General features: G+C 70.2%; 18 protein-coding genes and 2 pseudogenes. 12 read left to right on the plus strand and 8 right to left on the minus strand.

Annotated features, from left to right (window positions below; genetic code table 11):
* Positions 1–18: 18 nt before the first annotated feature.
* From ACZ60B_RS26100 to ACZ60B_RS26120, 5 genes and pseudogenes are all read left to right on the plus strand, one after another.
* The gene (locus ACZ60B_RS26100; protein WP_469390924.1) at positions 19–396 is read left to right on the plus strand and encodes a DUF6234 family protein; all 378 of its coding nucleotides are present in this window, start codon (positions 19–21) and stop codon (positions 394–396) included.
* 100 nt (positions 397–496) lie between these two features.
* Positions 497–835 (plus strand): thioredoxin family protein, encoded by a 339-nt coding sequence (locus ACZ60B_RS26105; protein WP_469390926.1) that lies wholly within the window; start codon positions 497–499, stop codon positions 833–835.
* Positions 836–951: 116 nt separating this feature from the next.
* Positions 952–1,149: pseudogene (locus ACZ60B_RS26110) on the plus strand (helix-turn-helix domain-containing protein); the annotation flags it as partial.
* Positions 1,062–1,970, plus strand: coding sequence for an IS3 family transposase (locus ACZ60B_RS26115; RefSeq protein WP_469390928.1), 909 nt, complete (start codon positions 1,062–1,064; stop codon positions 1,968–1,970). The pseudogene ACZ60B_RS26110 and the gene ACZ60B_RS26115, both read left to right, overlap by 88 nt.
* 735 nt (positions 1,971–2,705) lie before the next feature.
* Entirely contained in the window at positions 2,706–3,182 is a 477-nt protein-coding gene (locus ACZ60B_RS26120) for a hypothetical protein (protein WP_469390931.1), read from the plus strand.
* A 145-nt stretch (positions 3,183–3,327) separates the two neighbouring features.
* Here ACZ60B_RS26120 and ACZ60B_RS26125 read toward each other — a convergent pair whose 3' ends face one another.
* The 5 genes from ACZ60B_RS26125 to ACZ60B_RS26145 form a co-directional block, all read right to left on the minus strand.
* Positions 3,328–3,981, minus strand: a complete 654-nt coding sequence (locus ACZ60B_RS26125) for a dihydrofolate reductase family protein (protein ID WP_469390933.1) — start codon at positions 3,979–3,981, stop codon at positions 3,328–3,330.
* A gap of 206 nt (positions 3,982–4,187) precedes the next feature.
* On the minus strand, positions 4,188–5,054 hold the full coding sequence (locus tag ACZ60B_RS26130) for a carbohydrate ABC transporter permease (protein WP_469390935.1): 867 nt from the start codon (positions 5,052–5,054) through the stop codon (positions 4,188–4,190).
* An 11-nt stretch (positions 5,055–5,065) separates the two neighbouring features.
* Positions 5,066–6,013, minus strand: coding sequence for a carbohydrate ABC transporter permease (locus ACZ60B_RS26135; protein WP_469390937.1), 948 nt, complete (start codon positions 6,011–6,013; stop codon positions 5,066–5,068).
* Positions 6,014–6,025: 12 nt separating this feature from the next.
* The gene (locus ACZ60B_RS26140; protein WP_469390939.1) at positions 6,026–7,369 is read right to left on the minus strand and encodes an extracellular solute-binding protein; all 1,344 of its coding nucleotides are present in this window, start codon (positions 7,367–7,369) and stop codon (positions 6,026–6,028) included.
* A 356-nt stretch (positions 7,370–7,725) separates the two neighbouring features.
* Positions 7,726–8,790 carry a LacI family DNA-binding transcriptional regulator gene (locus ACZ60B_RS26145; RefSeq protein WP_469390941.1) on the minus strand — a complete coding sequence of 355 codons (1,065 nt, stop codon included), beginning with the start codon at positions 8,788–8,790 and terminating at the stop codon, positions 7,726–7,728.
* 220 nt (positions 8,791–9,010) lie between these two features.
* Here ACZ60B_RS26145 and ACZ60B_RS26150 point away from each other — a divergent pair, with 220 nt between their 5' ends.
* Positions 9,011–10,870 (plus strand): glycoside hydrolase family 2 protein, encoded by a 1,860-nt coding sequence (locus tag ACZ60B_RS26150; protein WP_469390943.1) that lies wholly within the window; start codon positions 9,011–9,013, stop codon positions 10,868–10,870.
* 306 nt (positions 10,871–11,176) lie between these two features.
* Entirely contained in the window at positions 11,177–11,842 is a 666-nt protein-coding gene (locus ACZ60B_RS26155; RefSeq protein WP_469390945.1) for a hypothetical protein, read from the plus strand.
* A 156-nt stretch (positions 11,843–11,998) separates the two neighbouring features.
* Here the strand turns inward: ACZ60B_RS26155 and ACZ60B_RS26160 are convergent, their stop codons facing one another.
* On the minus strand, positions 11,999–12,220 hold the full coding sequence (locus ACZ60B_RS26160) for a DUF7489 domain-containing protein (RefSeq protein WP_469390947.1): 222 nt from the start codon (positions 12,218–12,220) through the stop codon (positions 11,999–12,001).
* A gap of 620 nt (positions 12,221–12,840) precedes the next feature.
* Between ACZ60B_RS26160 and rph the strand changes: the two genes are divergently transcribed.
* The 5 genes from rph (at position 12,841) to ACZ60B_RS26185 (ending at position 21,203) form a co-directional block, all read left to right on the plus strand.
* Positions 12,841–15,468 carry a rifamycin-inactivating phosphotransferase gene (gene rph, locus ACZ60B_RS26165; RefSeq protein WP_469390969.1) on the plus strand — a complete coding sequence of 876 codons (2,628 nt, stop codon included), beginning with the start codon at positions 12,841–12,843 and terminating at the stop codon, positions 15,466–15,468.
* An 897-nt stretch (positions 15,469–16,365) separates the two neighbouring features.
* A complete protein-coding gene (locus ACZ60B_RS26170) occupies positions 16,366–17,196 on the plus strand; it encodes a tetratricopeptide repeat protein (protein WP_469390949.1) in 831 nt (276 codons plus the stop codon).
* Positions 17,197–17,449: 253 nt separating this feature from the next.
* Complete coding sequence (locus ACZ60B_RS26175; RefSeq protein WP_469390951.1) at positions 17,450–19,249, plus strand: FAD-dependent oxidoreductase; 1,800 nt, start codon at positions 17,450–17,452, stop codon at positions 19,247–19,249.
* Positions 19,249–20,304 carry a maleylacetate reductase gene (locus tag ACZ60B_RS26180; RefSeq protein ID WP_469390953.1) on the plus strand — a complete coding sequence of 352 codons (1,056 nt, stop codon included), beginning with the start codon at positions 19,249–19,251 and terminating at the stop codon, positions 20,302–20,304. The genes ACZ60B_RS26175 and ACZ60B_RS26180 overlap by 1 nt, the downstream gene beginning before the upstream one ends.
* Positions 20,301–21,203, plus strand: a complete 903-nt coding sequence (locus ACZ60B_RS26185) for an intradiol ring-cleavage dioxygenase (protein ID WP_469390955.1) — start codon at positions 20,301–20,303, stop codon at positions 21,201–21,203. The genes ACZ60B_RS26180 and ACZ60B_RS26185 overlap by 4 nt, the downstream gene beginning before the upstream one ends.
* 38 nt (positions 21,204–21,241) lie before the next feature.
* Here the strand turns inward: ACZ60B_RS26185 and ACZ60B_RS26190 are convergent, their stop codons facing one another.
* Together ACZ60B_RS26190 and ACZ60B_RS26195 are read right to left on the minus strand one after the other, a co-directional pair.
* Positions 21,242–22,171 carry a helix-turn-helix domain-containing protein gene (locus ACZ60B_RS26190; protein ID WP_469390957.1) on the minus strand — a complete coding sequence of 310 codons (930 nt, stop codon included), beginning with the start codon at positions 22,169–22,171 and terminating at the stop codon, positions 21,242–21,244.
* Between the two features lie 176 nt (positions 22,172–22,347).
* A pseudogene (locus ACZ60B_RS26195) lies at positions 22,348–22,438 on the minus strand (YceI family protein); the annotation flags it as partial.

A 22,438-nucleotide genomic window follows, 5' to 3' on the forward strand; every position in this document is an offset into this window, starting at 1 on the left:
GCGGGTGACTCTTGCCGCATGAACGCGGATCCCGAGCGCACGCGTCGCCTCGTGGCCATCGCCGTGGCCCTGGCGGTGGTCGAGACGGCAGCTCTTGCTCTGATCTGGCTGTCCTGGGCCGCGACCTACTGGTCGTTCGATCCGCAGGACTACGGCGTGCCGCCGGGTCCCTACCTGCGGGAGGGCGCGTTCGTGGCGGTCGCCGCCCTGGTCGCCTCGGTCGTGGGCGCGGTCCGTCAGGCACACGTGATCACCATCACCCAGATCGTGACGGTCGTCGTCATCTGCGGGATTCTGAGCGGCGCGAAGGTCGCCGGTGAACGCGCCTACGAGACCTCCTATCGCAATGCCTGCATCTCAGGCCTGCGCTGCGGCACCGCTCCGTCGGCGCCATGAGCCGTCACCGGCCTTGACGCCGTGACGTCGGATGATCTCTGCGCTGCTCCCGTACCGGATGATGGGGATGACATGACGGAACGCGAGGTCAGGAGCTTCCATGGTGAAGCGGGTTCACCAACCGCGTGAGGACGCGGAGTTCGATTTCATCCTCAGGACGAGTGCGGACCCGGTCCTCGCCTACTTCACCGGCGCATGGCCCAAGGCCATCGAGCCCTCGCGGGCGATGGACCTCGTCATGGGTGACATCGCCGAGGCGTACGCGGGCCGTCTGACGGTCGTCCGCACCGACATCACGCGCTGCCCGCGGACGACCAGCCGGTACGAGATCACCGGTGCCCCGTCCTGCGTCCTGCTCAAGGGAGGAGAAGCGGTGGCACACGGTACGGGACTCATGACTGTCGCCGAGACACGGCGGTTCCTCGACGGCCGCCTCTGATCGATCACCGGCAGTGCGGGCATGACGCCTGGGTGTCCGGCAGGGCGGGGCAGGCCGCCCTCCCCCCGGCTGGGTCCTGAGGGAGAGGCCCCCTCCGGCAGTGGGATGATCGAAGCATGGGGCGAGAGCGGACCGAGCCGGCCCCGACGCCGCCGACCACGACGCGTGGCCGGCGTACCCGTGACGGCCTGATCCGTGCCGGGCGGGAGGTCCTGGAGCAGCAGGGATGGTCCGCGTTCAGTCCCGAAGCGGTGGCACAGGCGGCAGGCGTCTCGTACGGGACGTTCCATACGTACTTCGAGTCCCGGGACGACCTGCTGCATCATGTCGTCCGGTCGGTCGCGGGCGAGATGCCGGCCGTGCCGCCCGGCAGTACAAGGACCAGATCCTGGCCGAGGAGATCCGTGAGGTCCACGGCGAATCCGGCGGCGCCTACGGCTCCCCGCGCATAACGGCCGAGCTCCGTGAGAAAGGACGGCGGGTCGACGAAAAGCGCATCGCCCGGATCATGCGGACGTTCTCCATCACCGGCATCCGCCTGCGCAGACGCGTGCGCACCACCGTCCCGGCCCCGGCAGCCGCACAGGCTCCAGACCTGTTCCAGCGGGACTTCACCGCCCCCGCGCCGGGGCGCACATACATGGGCGACATCACCTGTCTCCCGCTCGCAGGCGGGAAGTTCCTCTATCTCGCGACCGTGCTGGACTGCTTCAGCCGCAAGGTCGTCGGCTGGTCCATCGTCGACCACATGCGCACCGGTCTGGTCACCGACGCCCTGCGGATGGCAGCCTCGACCCGCGGCCGCACGGACGGCGCCGTGTTCCACTCCGACCACGGAGCCCAGTACGGCTCCAGGGCCTTCGCCGACCTCTGCGACCAACTCGGGGTCACCAGGTCCATGGGCGTGGTCGGCACCAGCGCGGACAACGTGGCCTGCAAAAGCTTTCACGCCTCCCTGAAACGCGAGACCCTCCAAGGCGCCCGCGACTACGGCGACGCCACCACCTGCAGAAGAACGGTCTTCGCCTGGCTGACGCGCTACAACGCCCGCCGTCGGCACTCCGCCGACGGCCACCTCAGCCCCGACGAATACGAACGCCGACACCGCGTCACTGAACTCACGCTCGCCGCGTGATCAAAGACGCGTGTCCACCATCACGGGGGAAGGCCCATGTCGGCGCCGGGCCCCATGGCTGAATTCAATGGCGTTGCACTCGATGGGACACCAGCCGGCTCCTGCCAGACCGAGCAGGCGAGGGGGCGGCCCGGTCCACGGTAGTGGGCGAGTTCACGAAGGGTGCGGACCCGCGTGCTGATCCTCGCCCGGACGATGTCGAGAGCGCCGTCGACGCCGGACCGGCCGTACGGACGACCGCGCCGCGCTGATCGCCCCGCGCTCCTCCGCCGGCGAACCGATCAGGAACTGTCCGAGGAGCCGACCCACGAGGCCTACGCACGGCTGCGCAAGGGCGTCCGGCAGATGCTGCGCCACCACGAGGCACACATCGAATTCGTGGCGCCGCCCAGGACCGGACGGCCGCTGCCCGGCGAGGTCGCCTACGCGACACGGGCCATGACTCTCACCATCGGGACTCGACGGGCCGGCGGATCCGGGCCCGCGCGCACTGCCGTGACCGTCGCCGAGGCACAGCCGTTCATCGAGGCACGGCTAGCACAACTGCGTTCCGTGGTAAGGGGGTTCAGACGATCGGCCAGATTTCAACCTTGTGGGCCCGTGCCGCTCGCGCATCAATGGGACCCAGGATCCGACGGTCCGTCAGATCCGGCGCCCCGCGGTGTGACCGCACCCACCCGGACGGGGTCGCTTCCCACATGGCATTCCCTCGTAGCGGGAAGGAAGCTCGATCCCATGAAGCGATTAGCCTCAGGTGCGGCACTCACGGCCGGAATCCTGGCCGCCACGGCGCTGGCCTTCGCCCCCTCCGCGGCCGCGGCCGTCACCCCCGGTTCGGCCACCATCACCGCGAGCTGCGGCCTCTTCGGCGGCGGCGCGGCCACACTGACCGCGACCCAGGTCAGCGGCACCTCGGCCACCGTCACCCTCAGCTCCACTGGCATCACCACCCCGCTGGCACTCTCGGCGAACTCCATCAACTCCACGCTCACCATGACCAACTCCACCGGCGCCAACCGGGTCTTCAGCGGAACGGTGAACCCGGCCATGCCCGCCGGCGGGGCGGTCACCGTCGGTCCGCTCCCCGGGACCGTGGCCGTCGGCGACAGCCTGGACTTCTACAAGGGCTCGCTGAAGATGGTCATCTTCGGCATCACCGTGACCTGTACGTCGAGCGCCGCCCAGTCGCCGGGACCCTTCGTCTTCAGCTGAGCGGCTGAAGGTCGAGCGCTTCGTCCGTTCCTGATGCGGTGGGGACCGGTGGACTTCATGGTCCGTCCGGTCTCCACGGCATCTCAAGCTCCCCGGCGGGCTCTTGACCGGCGGCCGCCCGGCCGGTCGGGTCGGTGCGCTCCGGTCACCTCCGCCAGTAGAGGTGGTGCACGACGCCGCTCGCGCTGGGCACGGCCTCGTGCTGGAACCGGTCCTCCAGTTCGCCGGGTGAGTCCCAGAGCGGGAGCCCGGAGCCGAGTTCCACCGGTGCGACCGCCACGTGCAGGGTGTCGACGAGGTCGGCGTCCAGGAACTGGCGGACGGTGGTGACCCCGCCGCCGAGCCGGACGTCCTGGCCCTGTGCAGCCTCCTTCGCCTGTTCGAGAATCTTTTCCGGGGTGCCCTCGACGAAGTGGAAGGTGGTGTCGGAGAGCGTGATCGACGGGCGGCCGTGGTGGGTCATGACGAACACGGGGGTGCGGAACGGGGGCTCGTCGCCCCACCAGCCCTGCCAGTCGTGGTCCTGCCAGGGCCCGCGCTGGGGGCCGAACTTGTTGCGTCCCATGATCTCGGCGCCGATGTTGCGGGGGAAGTCCCGGGTGAAGTAGTCGTCGAGGCCGCGGCTGCCGCCGGGGTCGGTCCGGTTGGGCCAGCTGGCCGTGGCGCCGGCCCAGGAGAACAGTCGTTCGGGACGGGGAAGGCCGAAGGGTTCCTCCAGGCTCTGGTCCCCTCCGGGACCGCAGGCGATCCCGTCCCGCGAGACGCAGAAGTTCATCACTCTCAGCAGCTGATCCGCCATGTTTCCTCGTTCTGGTCCTGGCCCGTGCCCCGTACGGCGACGGGCCCCACATCAGGACGTCGAACGAGGTGTTGCCGGATCGACAGTGCGCGGCGACTCTTCCCGGAAGTCCTCCTCCGAACGCCGCCGCGGCGGTGCCGTCACCCGTTCCGGTCTCCCGGGGTGGGCTGTGGCACCGCCGCGGCGGCGGGGTGGGGCAGGACCGGTCACTTGATGCCGGTCGTGGCGATTCCCTGGACGATCTGTCGCTGGAAGACCAGGAAGACCGCGATGAGCGGGATGAAGCCGAGGACGGAGGAGGCCATGATCTCGGCGTACTGGGGGCTGGTGGGGTCCACGAGGGAGGCGAGGCCCACCGGGATGGTCTGGGACCTGGTCTGGCTCAGGACCAGCAGCGGCCAAAGGAAGGAGTTCCAGGAGCTGATGAAGGTCAGGATCGCGACCGTGGACACCGCGGGACGGCAGATCGGCATGCAGACGCCGGCGTAGACCCGCCACCAGCTCGCGCCGTCGATACGGGCCGCCTCGATCAGCGCCGTGGGGATGCCGCGGAAGAAGGAGTGGAAGACGAACACCGAGATCGGTGCCGCGACCGACGGCAGGACCAGGGCCCAGAACGTGCCGAGCAGGTGGAACGACCGGTACTCGATGAACTGGGGCAGCACCAGCGCCTCGGTCGGCAGCATCAGGCCGGCCGTGACGACGGCCATGACCAGGGCACGGCCGCGGAAGCGCAGGAAGGCCAGGGCGAATCCGGCCATCGAGCAGAAGGCCACGGTGAAGATCACGGCGAGCACCGAGATCACCAGGCTGTTGAGGTACCAGGTGCCGATCGGGTGGTTGTCCCAGGCGGTCGAGTACGCCTTCAGCGACCAGCCGCCGTCGAAGATCGACGTGGGGCTCTGGGTGATGGCGGCGTCGTCGCGCAGCGAGGTGATCAGCGCCCAGACGAAGGGCACCAGCCAGATCAGCGCGAACAGGGTCAGGCACACGGCGCAGAGCCGGTTGAAGAGTCTGGCGCCGTTGACCGCGCCGGTCGGTTCGGCGAGCTGCGGCTGGGTGATGGTGGTCATGGGTCCTCCGCTCAGGCCGCGCTGCTGGTCGCGCGACGGCGCCGCAGCCCGTACCAGGCCGCCGAGATCGCGACGATGATGACGAAATACACCATGGTGGCGGCAGCGCCGTAGCCACCCCGGTAGGCGGTGAAGCCGGTGTCGTAGATGTACTCGATGACCGGCCGGGTCGATTGGTTCGGTCCGCCGCCGAGCAGCTGGTAGATCTGGTCGAAGACCTTCAGCGAGGCGAGGATCTGCAGGATCAGCACCAGACTGGTGGTCCTGCCGAGCAGCGGGATCGTGATGTGGCGGATCTGCTGCCAGGGGCTCGCGCCGTCGATCGCGGCCGCTTCGTAGACGTCGGCGGGGACGTCCTGGATCGCGGCGGTGTAGAGGACGAAGTTGAAGCCGAACGTCCACCACACGGTCATCAGCACGACGGCGGTCCAGCCGCCCGAGGTGCTGCCGATGAAGTCCGGCACGGGCAGTCCGACGGCGTCGAACACCTTGGGTATGAGGCCGATCTGCGGGGTGTACATCCACAGGAAGACCAGGGTGACCACGGAGGACGGCACGACGTACGGCACGAAGAACGCGATGCGGTAGAAGAGCCGGCCGCGGCGTATGCGCGAGGCCAGGATGGCGACGGCCAGGGCGAGGATCACCAGCGGTGGTGTGGTCAGCAGGGTGAAGAGCACCGAGTGCCACAGGCTCTCCCAGAAGAGGGAGTCGGTGAGCACCTCGCGGTAGTTCGACAGGCCGACGAAGTCCCCGAGGCCGCTCTTGACGGTGGTGGTGTTGAAGAAGCTCAGCACCACGCCGACGAGCAGCGGGCCGACGAGGAACAGCAGGTAGACGACGAGGAAGGGGGCGGAGAGCAGCCGGCCCGCCCGGCGTTCGGAGGGGGTGGGCCGGTCGGCGGCGAGTGCCGTGGGTGCTGCGGCGGGTGCCGGTCGCGTCGAGACGACGGTCGTCATGGTGACTGCCTCCTACTTCATCGTGACCGGCGGTCGGGACGTGGTGTACCGCTTGAGGGCGGAGCGCATCGCGCCCGCCATGCCCTTGGGCGAGATCCGCCCGGCGAGCGCCTCGATGACCGTTCCGCCGATGACGCCCTGGAAGTCCGAGCCGGCGCCGGTGTACCAGGCGACCGGGTCGTACTGGGCGTTGAAGGCGGCGTCCACGTAGTTGCGCTGGGGCGCCAGGTCGAGGAACGCCTTGCTCTTCTGCGTCGGCAGCCAGGCGGGGATGTGGCCGCCCTCGGCCCACACGGCGCTGCTGTCGAGCAGGCTCTTGACGAACTTCGACGCGTTGCGGGTGCGGGTCGCGTCGCCGCGGTCGTTGCGCGGCAGGATCAGCGCGTGCGAGTCGGCGTACGCCACCGGCTTGTCGCCGAGCAGCGCCGGGAACGGCACGACGTCGAACTTCAGGTTCTTGACCGACCGGTACGACGGGATCTGCCACTCGCCGTCGAAGAGGAAGCCGGCCTTGCCCGTGCTGAAGAGGGCGTTGGCGCCGGCACCGGTGAGGTTCTTCGGCATCAGGTTCGGGCCGGTCAGGCTCTGCATGAAGGCGACCGTCTCCTGCATCGCCTCGTCGTCGATGGCGATCTTCGTGCCGGAGTCGGTGACGATCGGGCCGGCCAGGCCGGAGTAGACCATGCTGAAGAAGCGCCAGGCCGTGGAGGGGTCGGCGGTGATCGACATGACCGCGCCGTACTGGGCGCCGCCCGCGTCCTTCATCGCCTTCACCGCGGCGACGAAGTCCTCCTTGCCCTTGAGGGCCACGAGTCCGTCGCCGGCGGAGTTCAGCAGGCCCGCCTTGCGGGCGATGTCGACGTTGTAATAGAGGACGAAGGGGTGCGTGTCCAGCGGGACCGCGTACACCTTTCCGTCCACGGTGGCCTTCTTCCAGGCCGCCGGGGTGAACTTGTCCTCGGTGACACCCAGCTCCCCGAGCGGGGTGTCCTCGACCGGCTGCAGCAGGCCGGAGGCGGCCAGCAGCGGAAGCCGCGAGAGATGGGTGATGCCGACGTCCGGCGGGGTGCCGCTCGCGGTGGCCAGTGCCAGCTTCGTGTAGTACGGATTGCCCCAGCCCAGGATGGTCGCGTCGACCGTCGTTCCCGGGTTGGCCTTCTGGAACGCCTTCTCCATCAGCACCATGTTGGCGCCGTCACCACCGGTGAAGAGGTTCCAGAAGACGACATCCGCCGTGTTCGGCTGCGAGCCCGTGAGGCCGGACGCGAGCGGGGAGGAACACGCCGCGAGCCCTCCGGTCAGGGCAAGGCCACCACCGAGGGCAAGAAACCGCCGGCGCGCCATCGCTCCGCTCATAGGGGTATTCACCTCGTTAAATCGATGTGAACTCGATGGCGCAGACCCTCGCACACGTTTTGCAACGATGCAATAGATCGTCGGGAAGAAGTCCGCCAGGCTGTTGCCGCGACCCCGCCCAGCCCCTGCCGCACCCCGTCCGGTCCCGCTCACCACGGCACAGGGCGTGGTTCCGGGGCCGCGCACGTACCGCGCCGCACCGGCCGGAGCTCGGACCACACCACCTCACACCTTCACAGAACGGGCATCGTCAGGACGCGTGCGCGCCCGGCGCGACGCGTCGCCGCACCCACCCTGCACCCGCCGTGCCGTCGCCCGCCGCGACCGGCGTCACATCGCCCGCGCCGGACCCCGGCTCACTCCCGCACGGTCTCGCGGCGCGAGGATTCCCGTACGACCAGCCGGTACGGCGTGGGTTCCTGGGGCGCCGCCGCCACCGCTCCCGCCTGCGCTTCCTCGCTCGAAGCGACCTCCTCGGAGGCCGCGCGGGACTGGATCTGCTCCTCCAGCAGGGCCAGCGCGCGCTCGGCGATGGCGTCGAGGTCGGGGGCGATCGAGGTGAGCGGCGGGTGGGTGTAGGCCGACTCCTGGATGGCGTCGATCCCGACGACGGCGACCTGCTCGGGCACCCGCACCCCGGACGCGTCCAGGGCCCGCAGCGCGCCCACGGCAAGCGCGTCGTTGAAGGCGAAGATGGCGTCGGGCAGCGGACCGTCGCCCTCCAGCAGCTCCCGCACGGCCGCGTAGCCCTGGTCCCTGGTCCAGTCGTCGACCGGTACGACCAGCCAGTTCACCCGCCGCACCCGGGCCGCGGACATCGCCTGCTCGTACCCCTCGGTGCGCTGGCGGCCGTTCTCGCTGCCGTTGCGGCCGAGCGCGACGATCCAGCGGCAGCCCTGCTCCAGCAGGTGCTCGACCGCCGTGCGGGCCGCGGCCACATTGTCGATGCCGACCCGCGGGAACTGGTCACCGACACTGTGCTCACCCAGCATGACCAGCGGAAAGTCCGGCTTCTTGGCGGCGACGTCACTCGCCGGCAGGGCCAGGGCGCTCAGCAGCACCCCGTCGGCGACATTGGTCAGACCGCCCTCGATGATCCGCCGCTCCACCTCGCTGTCGCCCGCGGTCGACTCGACGAGGACCGTGATGCCGCGCCGGCCGGCGGCCCGGATGACGGCCTGGGCCAGCTCGGCGAAGTAGGGCTCGGCGACGAACGGCACCGCCAGCGCGATGAAGCCGGTGCGGCCCGAGCGCAGGCCGCGGGCCAGGTAGTCCATGCGGTAGCCCAGCTCGTCGAGCGAGCGCTGCACCTTGGCGCGGGTGTCGGGGCTGACGTGCGAGTAGCCGCTGACCACGTTCGACACCGTGCGCACCGACACTCCGGCGTGCTCGGCCACGTCCCGCATCCGCACTCTGGCCACTGGGGCCTCCTTCCCGTCGTGTCGGCACTCGGAGACGGCCGGGTGGCCCCGATCGGGCGGCCGACAGGATCTCAGAGTCTGCCGCACCGCGGAGCCCCGACTCATCGTCCCATCCCATCAAGGTCTTGCATCGATGCAAACGATCACTCATGATGACAGGGCTTCGATCGTAGAAACGCGCCCATGCCGGGAATTCCGGAAAAGGGCAGGAGGAGGATCCGTGAGGGCGAGCGAGCAGGACGGGACGTATCCGAGGCCGATCCTGCGCCGGGAGCGGTGGCACAGCCTCGACGGCGTCTGGGAGTTCGGGTACGACGACGCCCGCGAGGGCGAGCGCGACGCGTGGTTCTCCGAGGAGGCGCCAGGCGCGTTCGACCGGGAGATCACTGTCCCGTTCCCGCCCGAGGCCCCCGCCTCCGGCATCGGCGAGACCACGCCGCACGCGGTGGTCTGGTACCGCCGCCGCATCCCCCACCACGTCCTCGCCGTCAGCGGCGGCGACCGGGCACTGGTGCACTTCGGAGCCGTCGACCACCGGGCCAGGGTCTGGCTGGACGGCCGCCTGGTGGCCGAGCACGCGGGCGGCCAGACACCGTTCACCGCCGACGTGACCGACGCACTGCGCCCCGGCGCCACCGAGCACGTGCTCGTCGTGCGCGCCGAGGACGACCCGGCCGACCTGGCCCAGCCGCGCGGCAAGCAGGACTGGCAGGACCGGCCGCACGCGGTCTGGTACGAGCGCACCACCGGCATCTGGCAGACCGTGTGGACCGAGACCGTCGCCGCCCAGCACCTCACCGACCTGGCCTGGATCCCCGACCCGGCGCGCGGCGTCGAGGCCGAGATCACCCTCGCCGCGGTGCCGGCCGCCCCGGTGACCGTCGAGATCGTCCTGAGCCACGACGGCGAGACCCTCGCCGAGTCCGCCACCCCGGTCCGCACTCCCCGCAGCCGCATCGACCTCGTCGTCCCCGCCCTGCGCAACGGCATCGACCGCGAGGACCTGCTGTGGAGCCCCGAGCGGCCCACGCTGATCGACGCCCGGGTCACCGTCCGCGACGCCGCCACCTCCGAGGTGCTCGACACCGTCGACAGCTACGTCGGCCTGCGCAGCGCCGGCGTCGGCCGGGGTGCCTTCCTGCTCAACGACCGCCCCTACTACGTGCGTTCGGTCCTCAACCAGGGCTACCGCCCCGACACCCTGATCGCCAACTCCGGCACCGCCGAACTGCGCCGCGAGGTCGAACTCATCAAGGCGATGGGCTTCAACGCCGTCCGCATCCACCAGAAGGCCGAGGACCCGCGCTTCCTGTACTGGGCCGACCGGCTCGGCCTGCTGGTGTGGGGCGAGACCGGAGCCGCGTACGAGTACGGCACCGAGGCCGTGGAACTGCTCACCCGCGAATGGCTTGACATGGTGCGGCGCGACCGCAGCCACCCCTCGATCGTCACCTGGGTCCCGGTCAACGAGAGCTGGGGCTGCTCCGACATGGCGAACGACCCGGCGCAGCGGGCCTACACGGTCGCCCTCGCCAACCTGACCCGCGCCCTCGACCCGACCCGACCGGTCATGTCCAACGAGGGCTGGGAGCACACCGACAGCGACATCATGGGCGTGCACGACTACTCCTCGGACCCCGAACTGCTCACCCGGCGCTACGGCGGCACCGAAGGATTCGAGGCACTGCTCGCCTCACCGGGCCCCGCCGGACGCGTCCTCTCCCTCGACGCACGCCAGACGGAGCGCTTCCGCACCGGTGAAGCCCCGCTGATGGTCACCGAGTTCGGCGGTCTGTCCGTGGGCGCCGAGGAGGACGAGTTCTCCTACACGCGCACCAGTTCCGGCACGCAGTACGCCGCCCTGCTCGGCGACATCTTCGGGGTGCTGCACAAGAGCCCGATCGTCGCGGGCTTCTGCTACACACAGTTCATGGACACCGCCCAGGAGACCAACGGCCTCCTCTACCCGGACGGTTCACCGAAGCTGCCGCTGGAGACGATCCACCGCATCGTCACCGGCACCGAGCCCACCCCCGAACCGAAGCCCGGCTCCCCGGCCCCGGACGACCAGGTGCAGTGACCCGCGGCGTTGTCGACACGGCGCATCGGCGGACGGGGGCCGGGCGCCGTGCGGCAGCGACGATGACCCCGGGTGAGAGGGAGAACCGCTGCCGAGGCCGGGACGGTCATCGTTCCTGAACACCGTTTCCGGAACCCATGGTTGGCCGGCCGGCCGGGTACCCGCCGGAGTGACTCCCGCGGTGGTGGTGCCGGAACCACCTCGTCTTCGGTGTTCAGGCCCAGCGACGGCGGACACCTCGGCGGGCAGGATGCATTGCGTCGGCGCACGAGCCGGCAGGCATCCACACACCCACGGGGGACACCCATGACCGAAACCTTCGCACGACGTCTGACCGGCGTCACCGGCATCGCCGCCGCGGCCGCCTTCATCGTCGAAGTGCCCCTGTACTTCGTCTACTCGGGTCCACCGCCGGACGCGAACGTGCTGAGCCGACTGCTGATCGGGATCGTCGCTCTCGCCTGCCTGGTCGTGTTCGTGACCGCCTTGCGGGAACTGGTCAAACAGGCGAACCCGGCGTACGAGTGGGCGGCGACGATCGCCTTCGCAGCTGGGTTGGTGTACGCGACGATCACACTGGTCTCCAGCGGTCTGGAAGCGGGCGCGGTCATCGCCGCCGACCACCCGATCGACCCGACGATCGAGGTCAGCGGCACCTACATCCTCTACGGATCCATCTCCCGCCTGATGCTGGCGCTGTTCCTGACCGCGGTGGGCCACACCCTCTCGCGCACGAAGCTGCTGCCCCGGTGGACCGGCCGGTCGGCCTACGCCCTCGCCGGCGTCAACCTCGCCTTCGTGCCCTCCCTGTTCTTCGGCAACACCCCCGCGCACTTCTACGCCGCCAACGGCTGGGGCACCACCGCCCTGATGGGAGCCCTCCTCAGCTACTGGCTGCTGGCGCTGGGCGTCTCCACGTACCGCAGCAGCACACGAACCGCGCCCACTCCGACACCGGTCGACCACCTCTGACCGACCCGCAGCGGCCGGTTGCGGGGCCTGCCCGACACGGGCCGGCCCCGCTTACGTCGCACCTCGTACGGCTCTGCTCGACGGCTCATGACGCCGAGTGGCCTGTGGGCGCCGACCGGAAGCGCTGCGGGACGTTCTCCGTCCAGCGCCCCGGGGTCACGCCTTGGCCGGGCCGCCACCAGGCTCCTTGACGATGCGATCGCCGACCGCGATCGACTTCCACAGCCCACGGTCGATGCGCACCTTCGTGAACTGGCCGTCCGCACGCCGCACCTTGACGAAGTGATACATGTTCGCGCCGTCGAGCATGCCCCGCGACTTGTCCTCGACGATGCCTTCCCAGGCGTCGTCCGGTCCTGATTTGTGAGATTTGAACATGCGGCAAGCCTACGGAGGCCGACAGGCGTGGTGCAGTGCCGAGAAGCACGAACACCGCAGTACAGATGTCCCACGAAGTGCCTCACAAAAGTCCTGGGCAGCGCAACGACGACGGTCCTCAGGGGGAACGGAACCAGCAGACACGACACGATGCGGGCCGAGCGTCCCACGGGCGCGGCACCGTGCGTGGCCGCTGACACGGAGAACCTCCAGCGGCAGAGCTCGGGCTCCGCCTGCTCGTGGCCTGAGTCCGACGACGCGTATTCGCTTGCCGTACGCCCTCGCTCCGCGCGAGAGACCTGCGCGAGAGCTGCCGGCCGGTCGGGACCGCACATGGCAAAGGCAAGGAGAGTCCTCTCCTTGCCTCTCTTAACTTATAGCGCACTGGGGGGCTTGCCGCAAGGCCCTGGTCTCGGCGCACAATCGTCGGCCTGCGCCGCGATCCGCGCCGGTGCGGGCGTGTGTGCCGCCCGAGTGGCGGAGCGGCCGGACGAGTAGTCGGCGGGAAGGCAATCAGGGATGAGGACGTGCTCGACAAGAGGTTCGACAAGGCGGGAGGCGCCGGTGAGCCGATCGGCCATCGTGGTACGGCGGATCGCCGCTGCCCGGGAGGTGTCACGGTGACCGAGCAGTACGGACAGTACGGGCAGTACGTACGAGATCTTCACGAGGTCGACGAGACGCAGGTCGCGGTCGTCGGCGGCAAGGGCGCGCAGTTGGGCGGGCTGGCGCGGATCGAGGACGCCGGCGTGCCGGACGGCTTCTGCGTGACGACGGACGCCTTTCGGCGGATCATGGCGGCGGCGCCGTCGATCGACGGCCTGATCGACGGGTTGTCCCGCGTGGCCCCGGACGACCGGGAGACGATCCGGACGCTCAGCGCGCAGATCCGCCGGGCCATCGAGGAGATCGCCGTACCCGGTGATCTCGCGGCGGAGATCACCGGCGCACTCGCCCGGTTCGGTGAACGGTCCGCGTACGCCGTCCGGTCCAGCGCGACGGCGGAGGACCTGCCCACGGCCTCCTTCGCCGGGCAGCAGGACACGTACCTGAACGTCGTGGGGGCGACGGAGATCCTCCGGCACGTCAGCCGGTGCTGGGCCTCGCTGTTCACGGAGCGGGCCGTGACCTACCGCCGGCGCAACGGCATCGACGACCGTACGGTCCACATGGCGGTGGTCGTACAGCGGATGGTCTTCCCCGAAGCGTCCGGGATCCTGTTCACGGCCGACCCCGTCACCGGCGACCGGAAGGTCTCCACCGTGGACGCCGGCTTCGGCCTCGGCGAGGCCCTGGTCTCGGGTCTGGTGAACCCGGACGTCTTCAAGGTGCGCGACGGCGAAGTCGTCGCCAGGACGATCTCGGCCAAGCAGCTCGCCGTGCAGGCCGTTCCGGCCGGGGGTACGCGAGAGGTGACCGTCGAGGCGCAACGGCAGGAGCGGCCGGCGCTGACGGATGCTCAGGTCGTCCGGCTCGTACGGCTCGGGCGGCGGATCGAGGCGCACTTCGGGCGTCCGCAGGACATCGAATGGTGTCTGGCGGACGACGGTTTCCGGATCGTGCAGAGCCGGCCGATCACGACGCTGTTCCCCGTCCCCGAGAGCACGGACCAGGAGACGCACGTGTACGTCTCGGTCGGTCATCAGCAGATGATGACCGACCCCATGAAGCCGCTGGGCCTGTCCATGTGGCGGCTGACGGCCATGGTGGCGATGCACGAGGCCGGCGGGAGACTGTTCGTCGACGTCGCCCCGCGTCTGGCCTCGCCCGCAAGCCGCGCCGCCCTGCTGGAGGTCATGGGCCGGGGAGATCCGCTGGTGCGGGACGCCCTGGAAACGGTCCTCGGTCACGAGGAATTCGTCCCCTCACCCCTGGAGGCGGACCCCGGCGCACAGCCGGTCGACGACGTGTCCACCCCGCCCGAGGCCGATCCGGCGATCGTCTCCGAGCTCGTCGAACGCAGCCGGGCCTCGGTCGCGGCCCTGGAACGCGACATCCGGTCGAAGACGGGACCGGCGCTGTTCGACTTCCTGCTGGAGGCCTTCGAGGAGCACAAGCGGGTCCTCGGTGATCCGCTGAACATGCAGGCGATCATGGCAGGCATGGAGGCCACCTGGTGGCTCAACGACAAGCTGTGGGAGTGGCTGGGCGAGAAGAACGCGGCTGACACGCTGACGCTGTCCGCACCGGACAACATCACGTCGGAGATGGGACTGGAACTGCTCGACGTCGCGGACGTGATCCGACCGCACACCGAGGTGGTGGCGTTCCTGCGGGGCGTTCGCGTCGAGGACGAGGACTTCCTGGACGACCTGGTGAAGTTCGAGGGCGGGACGGAGGCGCGCGACGCCATCGAGGGCTACCTCGACCGGTACGGAATGCGCTGCGTCGGCGAGATCGACATCACGAGGCCGCGGTGGAGCGAGCACCCCACCACGCTCGTGCCCGTGATCCTCGACAACGTCAGGAACTTCGAGCCGGGCGCGGCCGAGCGGCGTTTCGAGCAGGGACGGCGAAAGGCCGCGCAGAAGGAAGCGGAGGTGCTGGCGCGGCTGCGGGCCCTGCCGGACGGGGACCGGAGGGCCGACGCGACCAAGCGGATGATCGACCAGGTCAGGGCGTTCGCCGGATACCGGGAGTATCCGAAGTACGGCATCGTCTGCCGTACCTTCCTCTACAAGCGGGCTCTGCTGGAGGAGGCCGCGCGGCTCGTGCGGGCCGGTGTGCTCGCCGAGCCGGAGGACGTCTTCTACCTCTCGTTCCAGGAGTTCCACGACGTCGTACGCACGGACCGGGTGGACGACCGGCTCGTACGGCAGCGCAAGGAGGAGTTCCGCTCGTACCACGCGCTCACGCCGCCCCGGGTGCTGACCTCGGACGGTGAGGCCGTCACCGGGGCCTACCGGCGCGACGACGTGCCGGACGGCGCCCTGATCGGCCTGCCCGTCTCCGCCGGGACGGTCGAAGGCAGGGCCCGCGTCATCCTCGACATGGCGGAGGCCGATCTCGAGGCGGGCGACATCCTGGTCACGCCCTTCACGGACCCCAGCTGGTCACCGCTGTTCGTCGCCGTCGCGGGCCTGGTGACGGAGGTGGGCGGTCTGATGACCCACGGGGCGGTCATCGCCCGCGAGTACGGCCTGCCGGCCGTCGTGGGCGTGGAGGGGGCCACCCGGCTGATCCGGGACGGGCAGCGCATCCGCGTGCACGGCTCGGACGGGTACATCGAGATCCTGTCGTCAACTTGACCCGGCCCCAAAGGGCCGGGCTTGGAGGTAGTGCCCAGCCGGCTGCTGGGTCGGGCTCCGGACACGGCGGCTGGACCGTCGTACCAGGCGGCCCTTGCACCGGCGGCGATGTCGGCATCGCCGCCGGTGGACAACGCGCTCAGCTCATCCATGCGGGCCACCGGTCGGCGAACCGCCGGATCAGCGGGAGGAATTCCGGCCGCGCGGAGCCGTCCGGCTCTGCGGTACAACTCGGGCCGCTCGACGTCGAGCAGATAGCGCATCGCGGGCCCCGGGGCAGCGGTACGAGTGCGCAGGACCTCGATCTGATCGGCATCCAAGCGGCGGTCCAGCACACGCTCACCGTCCGGACCGGCGCCGCCCATCGCCCGTAGCGCATCGAGCAGCGCGGCGGCTGTCGGAACTTGACGTGCCGACAGCTCATCACTCGGGCGCACCAGTTGCTCAGGACACGAGAGCAGCCATTGACGCCTGCACACCGGCCAAGTGGTCCCGGACCAGACGCGTCCGGTCGGCCCCGGCCTCGGGGCAGGCGGCGATGGTGTCCAGGGCCGGCCCCGGACCGCGGAGCGCGAGCACCTGATACAGCCCGGTGTATTCCCTGTGCCCTCCCGTGGTGCGCCGGGAGGGGCCGAGCAGACCGATGGTGTCCCAGTGGTTCGGCGTCCGTACGGTCAGCCGCCGGCCTCGGCAGGACGGCCCACCTTCCAGGTTGCACAAGCAGTCATGGAACAACGATGCATCCTCACGCCGTGTGGGGTTCAAGGCGTCGAACCTCGAACTCGACACCAGCACGGCGGAGCCCGCGCGCACTCGCCGACGCCTTGCCCAACGAGCTTGCGGAGCAGAGGACTTGAGGTCTTCCCTTTCGATCACCGGGCCCGCCATGATGTCCGCATGGGGCGTGTGGAGCGGGTGCAGCGGGTGCGGCGACTGTCCAGTGCATGGCGCTGGCCTCTGGGCGGCCTCGTGGTCTCCGTGGTGGGCGCCTTGTTCGTGCCGATCGGGACGCTGCTCTGGGTGCACCTCTGCGTGGCCGCGGGCGCGATCATCACACTCGTGCGTATGGCGCACCGCGAGATTCCCTTCCCGATCGCCGTGGCACAGTGGCGGCTCGGTGGGGATCACCCCGAAGTGCTGCGCGCCCGGGTGATGTCGGCGGCGATGGCACTGCAGCAGGGGCAGGCGGGCCTGGCGGTGCACCGCCTGGAGCGTGCGCTGCCGGACCTGGTCCGCGTGCTGGGGCCGGATCACCCCGACACCCTCTCGGCCCGGAGCCTGAATCTCCAGATACGGGGTGCGCTCGGTGGCCTGCCGGACCGGCTCACCGCGTCGGCGGACCTGATCAAGGAACTCACCCGGGTCCTGGGGCCCGGGCACCCCGACACACTGGCCGCGCTCTACTGCCGTGCCGAATGGCTCTCCCAGGACGGCCGCACCGACGAGGCCGAGGCAGCCTTCGGCGACGTCGTCACCACAGCGACCGAGAACGTCGGCCCCGACAGCGACATCACCCTCATCGCGCGCAGTTCCCTGACGATCCTGCGCCACGAACGGGCCGACGCCACACCCGCGGACGCGGCCGCCGCAGTCGACGAACTGGCCGCGGTCGTCGACGCCATGGAGCGCGCGCTCGGCCCCGGCAACCCGACGACCGCCTCCACACGCCGCCTGCTCAGCCAGTGGAGAAGCACGCACGCCGACCCGAGGCTTCCCCCGGGCGACTGACTCGACAACTCACACCAGGACTCTCGTCGCCGAGCCGGATCGGTCGGCCGCTTCGACGAGGTCGACGATCTTGCGCCGGAACGGCTGATCACGCCCCGTGCCGGGCGTGCCGCCCCTGGTGCGGTCTCTTTCGTATTTCCGCCACATGTCGGCGGAACCGCCAACCTCGGAGCGGTCTGTTCCGCATGGAACCGCCCGGTTTCACACTTGCCTCTCCGACAACGCCGCCGGATTCACGAAAGGCCGCACCACGATGCCCGCATTCAGCGATGGGACACCGGAGACCGGGCTGCCCGCCGGCTCCACCTTGACCACGGACGTCGTGGTCGTGGGCTCAGGTCCCGCAGGGGCCAGCGCCGCACTCATGCTGGCGACGCTCGGCGTCGACACCGTCATGATCACGAAGTACCGGTGGACGGCCAACACGCCCCGCGCCCACATCACCAACCAGCGCACGATGGAGGTCTTCCGCGACCTCGGCATAGAGACGCAGGTGCTCGCCGACGCCACCGAACACTCCCTGGTCGGCGACACCGTGTTCTGCACCAGCATCGTCGGCGAGGAGATCGGCCGGATCCGCACCTGGGGCACCCGTCCCGACCGGGAGGGCGACTACCGCCTGGCGTCCCCCTGCCTCACCGTCGACATCCCGCAGACGTACCTCGAGCCGATCCTGGTCCGCAACGCGGCGCAGCGCGGCGCCCAGACCCGGTTCTCCACCGAGTACCTCTCCCACACCCAGGACGCCGACGGCGTCACCGTGCGCGTACTGGACCGGCTCACCGGTCAGGAGTACGACATCCGCGCCAAGTACCTGATCGGAGCCGACGGCGCCCGCTCCAGGGTCGCCGCGGACATCGGACTGCCCTTCGAGGGCGCCATGGACATCGCCGGATCGATGAACATCACGTTCAAGGCCGACATCACCCCGTACGTCGCGCACCGGCCCTCGGTCCTGTACTGGGTGATCCAGCCGGGCTCGAACGTCGGCGGCATCGGCGCCGGGCTCGTACGCATGGTGCGCCCGTGGAACGAATGGCTGATCGTGTGGGGCTACGACATCGCCGAGGAACCCCCGGTCGTCGACGAGGCCGCCGCCGTGCAGATCGTGCGGAACCTCCTCGGTGTCCCCGACCTGGAGGTGGAGATCACCGGCACCAGCCTGTGGGGCAACAACGAGATGTACGCGACCCGGCTGCACCAGGGGCGGGTGTTCTGCGCCGGCGACGCCGTCCACCGTCACCCGCCGAGCAACGGCCTGGGCTCCAACACCTCCGTCCAGGACTCCTACAACCTCGCGTGGAAGATCGCGGCCGTCCTCGAGGGGCACGCGGCCCCCTCGCTCCTGGACACCTACAGCGCCGAACGCGCACCGGTCGCGGAGCGGATCGTCAAGCGGGCCAACAAGTCCAGCCGGGAGTTCGTCGACATCTTCGCGGCGCTCGGCGTGCTCGACGCGAAGGGCGAGGCCGAGATGGCGGCCGCGATCGAGGAGCGCAAGGCCAACACTCCGGCCGGTGCGGCCAAGAGGGCCGCGCTGGTGCGCGCGATGGAGCTGAAGAACTACGAGTTCAACGCGCACGGCGTCGAACTCGGCCAGCACTACACCTCCGCGGCCGTCGCCCCGGACGGCAGCGAGCTCCCCGCCCCGGCCCGTGACGCCGACCTCTACTACGAGATGTCCACCGTCCCCGGCGCGCACCTGCCGCACGCCTGGGTCGGCGACAGCACGCACCGCCACGCCCTCATGGACCTGGCACCCTACGACCGCTGGACGCTGCTGACCGGCATCGCGGGCGAGGCGTGGAAGGACGCGGCCGCGAAGGTCGGCGAGGAGCTGGGCATCCCGCTCACCTGCGTCGTCATCGGCCCGGGCCGCGATGTGAGCGACCTCTACTACGACTGGGCCGAGCTGCGCGAGACCGACGAGAGCGGTGTGCTGCTGGTGCGGCCCGACAAGCACATCGCCTGGCGGGCGACGAGTCTGCCCGACGATCCTGAGACGCGGCTGCGGCGTGCGCTGCTGTCGGTCCTGGGAAGGGAGGAGCACTGATGCGTTTCGTCCACGACACCCTGCCCCAGCGGGTGCGTTTCGCCTCCGGCGCCGCGGCGGAGAGTCTTGCCGCCGAGATCGGTCTGCTCGGCGGCGAGCGGGTGATGGTCATCGCGGCCCCGTCGCAGAAGGACCTCGCGGAACGCATCACCGCCGGTCTGCCGGTCGCGGTCCGCCACGACGACGTCACCATGCACGTCCCCGTCGAGACCGCGGAGCGCGCACGCGCCGTGGCCGCATCCCACGGGGCCGACGTTCTGGTCAGCATCGGCGGCGGCTCCGCGACCGGGCTCGCCAAGGCGGTCGCGCTGAGCACCGGACTGCCGATCGTCGCCGTCCCCACCACCTACGCGGGCTCCGAGGCGACCCCGATGTGGGGGCTGACCGAGGGTTCCGTCAAGAGCACCGGCACCGACCCCAAGGTCCTTCCGCGCACCGTCGTCTACGACGCTGCGCTGACGCTCGGACTGCCCGTGGAGCTGAGTGTCGCCTCCGGACTGAACGCGCTGGCGCACTGCGTGGACTCGCTGTGGGCCCCGCGGACCGACCCCCTCAACCAGGCCCTGGCCGTCGAAGGCGTCCGGGCACTGCGCGCCGGCCTGCCGCGGGTGGTGGCGCGGCCGGACGGACTGGAGGGCCGGGAACAGGCGCTCTACGGCGCCTACCTGGCGGCCGCGGCCTTCGCCTCCGCCGGCTCCGGACTGCACCACAAGATCTGCCACGTCCTGGGCGGCATGTTCAACCTGCCGCACGCCCAGACGCACGCCGTCGTCCTGGCCCATGTCCTCGCCTTCAACACCCCCTTCGTCCCGGAGACCGGGCAGCGCCTCGCCGTCGCCCTCGACGCCCCCACCGCCGACGAGGGACTGGCCCGGCTGCGCGACCGGCTGCGTGCGCCCCGCTCCCTGCGGGACCTCGGGATGCCGTCGGACGGCATCGCCCGGGCGGCCGAGGCAGTCGTCGCCGCCGCTCCGGCGGGCAACCCGCGACCCGTCACACCACAGGCCGTCACAGCGCTGATCGAGGCCGCCTGGGAAGGAGCCGACCCCCGATGACGCACACACCCGACGCAGCCGTCCCGGTCCAGCAGCAGGACCGCGAAGCCGACGTCGTCCGCCAGGTGATGCAGTCCTTCGAGTCCTGCACCGATCCACGACTGCGCCAGGTCCTCCAGTCCCTGGTCCACCACCTGCACGCGTTCGTGCGGGACGTGCGCCTGACCGAGGCGGAGTGGAACGAGGGGATCGAGTTCCTCACCCGGGCCGGGCACATCACCGACGAACGGCGTCAGGAGTTCATCCTGCTCTCCGACGTCCTCGGTGTGTCCATGCAGACGGTCGCCGTGAACAACGAGGCGTACGGCGGCGCCACCGAGGCCACCGTCTTCGGGCCGTTCTTCGTCGACAACAGCCCCGAGATCGCCCAGGGCGGCGATTGCTCCTTCGGCGCCGCCGGAGAGCCGTGCTGGGTGGAGGGCACCGTCACCGACGCCGACGGGAAACCCGTGGCCGGGGCGCGGATCGAGGTGTGGGAGGCCGACGAGGACGGCTTCTACGACACGCAGTACGGCGACGACCGGCTCGCGGCCCGGGCGCACCTGTTCAGCGACGCCGACGGCGGCTACCGCTTCTGGGCGCTGACCCCGACGCCGTATCCGATCCCCCACGACGGGCCGGTCGGAGCACTCCTCGCGGCCACGGGCCGCTCACCGATGCGGGCGTCGCACCTGCACTTCATGGTCGGTGCCCCCGGTCTGCGCACTCTGGTGACCCACATCTTCGTCCGCGGTGACGAGCTGCTGGACCGCGACGCCGTGTTCGGGGTGAAGGAATCCCTCGTCAAGGATTTCGACACCCAGCCGCCCGGCACGCCGACGCCCGACGGACGCGATCTTCAGGGCCGGCCCTGGTCCCGGGTGCGCTTCGACATCGTGCTGGCACCGGACGGCACCTGAGACACGACGCCGGCCCCGCCCGCTGCGCGGGGCCGGGGTCACGTCTGCGTACGGGCCTCGCGCAGGACGTCCGATGCCCGCACCCCGTAGCGTTCCCTGAACCGGTGGGAGAAGTGGGTGACCGAGCCGAAGCCGCAGCGGACCGCGGTCTCGGCGACCGTCGTCTCCCCTCCCCCGGCCAGCAGGGCGTGGGCCAGTTCGAGCCGGCGGCCGAGCAGGTGCCGGGGCACGCTCGAACCGCTCGCGGAGAACACCCGTGACAGATGCCGCTCGCTGATGCCCACACCGCGGGCGATGCTCCGCGCGGACAGGCCGGCCTCCCCCAGATGCCGGTCGATGTACACCTTGGCGACCGCCAGGTGGACCGAGGCGAGCGCGGGCAGGCGGCCGGTCACGATACTGCTGAGCAGTTCGAGCAGGGTGTTCTCGTCGACGGTGTCGGCAGCCCCGGGACGCAGGGCCTGGCCGGCCAGTCGTGCGAACGTCTTCGCCTGGACAGAGCCGTCGTTCACGTCGAGGACGACGGGCCGGTCCAGCGTCTTTGGTCCCCCGATGTCCTGCCACACCGAACGGGGGATCTTGACCGCCAGCTCCTCCAGGCCCCCGGAGAAGCCCCGGACGAAGGGCCGGTCGGCGTCACAGACGATCAGCTGTCCCGGGCGGAGCAGTTGAACTCCGTCGTCGTGATAGAAGAACGCCTCGTCCGCCAGGTTCAGATAGCAGGCCATCGCCTCGGACGGCATGCGTCGGATCACCGCCGAAGGGCGCTCCACGATGTGCGGGCTGCCGATGACCCGCGCGACATGGATCCGGGGCAGCTGCAGATTGATCTCCGTGGCGTCCAGCGGCACTTCCCCCAGGGAGCGGCACCGCAGTCCGATCAGCGCTGTGGCGTTGTGCTGCTCCCACAGAGCGACGCGCTGGGCCTCGGGAAGGTTCAGCGTGCTGAAGCTCACCGGTTCTGCCATGCTTCCGGCCCTCATGTCCTCAGGAGACTGATTCTCGCGCCCACTATTTCATTTTTCAACCATATTGGCGGGAGACCGCCCGGACAAGCCGCCCCGCCTCCCCGCTCCCGGCGCAGGCGGGAGCGGGGCTCCGGGGACACCCGGCCGGCACAGGACGGGCCGTGACGCACCGCGCGTCAGGCGTTCTTGATCGCCGAGATGTCGAAGTGCAGCTTGATCTTGTCCGAGACCAGGACGCCGCCGGTCTCCAGGGCGGCGTTCCAGGTC

It is taken from the genome of Streptomyces sp. NPDC104096 (assembly GCF_055584385.1).

Excerpts from the sequence above, each read along its gene's own strand:
- ACZ60B_RS26100 (WP_469390924.1), top strand. The coding sequence starts at position 19 with ATGAACGCGGATCCCGAGCGCACGCGTCGCCTCGTGGCCATCGCCGTG.
- ACZ60B_RS26105 (WP_469390926.1), top strand. The coding sequence starts at position 497 with ATGGTGAAGCGGGTTCACCAACCGCGTGAGGACGCGGAGTTCGATTTC.
- ACZ60B_RS26115 (WP_469390928.1), top strand. The coding sequence starts at position 1,062 with ATGGTCCGCGTTCAGTCCCGAAGCGGTGGCACAGGCGGCAGGCGTCTC.
- ACZ60B_RS26120 (WP_469390931.1), top strand. The coding sequence starts at position 2,706 with ATGAAGCGATTAGCCTCAGGTGCGGCACTCACGGCCGGAATCCTGGCC.
- ACZ60B_RS26125 (WP_469390933.1), bottom strand. The coding sequence starts at position 3,981 with ATGGCGGATCAGCTGCTGAGAGTGATGAACTTCTGCGTCTCGCGGGAC.
- ACZ60B_RS26130 (WP_469390935.1), bottom strand. The coding sequence starts at position 5,054 with ATGACCACCATCACCCAGCCGCAGCTCGCCGAACCGACCGGCGCGGTC.
- ACZ60B_RS26135 (WP_469390937.1), bottom strand. The coding sequence starts at position 6,013 with ATGACGACCGTCGTCTCGACGCGACCGGCACCCGCCGCAGCACCCACG.
- ACZ60B_RS26140 (WP_469390939.1), bottom strand. The coding sequence starts at position 7,369 with ATGAGCGGAGCGATGGCGCGCCGGCGGTTTCTTGCCCTCGGTGGTGGC.
- ACZ60B_RS26155 (WP_469390945.1), top strand. The coding sequence starts at position 11,177 with ATGACCGAAACCTTCGCACGACGTCTGACCGGCGTCACCGGCATCGCC.
- ACZ60B_RS26160 (WP_469390947.1), bottom strand. The coding sequence starts at position 12,220 with ATGTTCAAATCTCACAAATCAGGACCGGACGACGCCTGGGAAGGCATC.
- ACZ60B_RS26170 (WP_469390949.1), top strand. The coding sequence starts at position 16,366 with ATGGGGCGTGTGGAGCGGGTGCAGCGGGTGCGGCGACTGTCCAGTGCA.
- ACZ60B_RS26175 (WP_469390951.1), top strand. The coding sequence starts at position 17,450 with ATGCCCGCATTCAGCGATGGGACACCGGAGACCGGGCTGCCCGCCGGC.
- ACZ60B_RS26180 (WP_469390953.1), top strand. The coding sequence starts at position 19,249 with ATGCGTTTCGTCCACGACACCCTGCCCCAGCGGGTGCGTTTCGCCTCC.
- ACZ60B_RS26185 (WP_469390955.1), top strand. The coding sequence starts at position 20,301 with ATGACGCACACACCCGACGCAGCCGTCCCGGTCCAGCAGCAGGACCGC.
- ACZ60B_RS26190 (WP_469390957.1), bottom strand. The coding sequence starts at position 22,171 with ATGGCAGAACCGGTGAGCTTCAGCACGCTGAACCTTCCCGAGGCCCAG.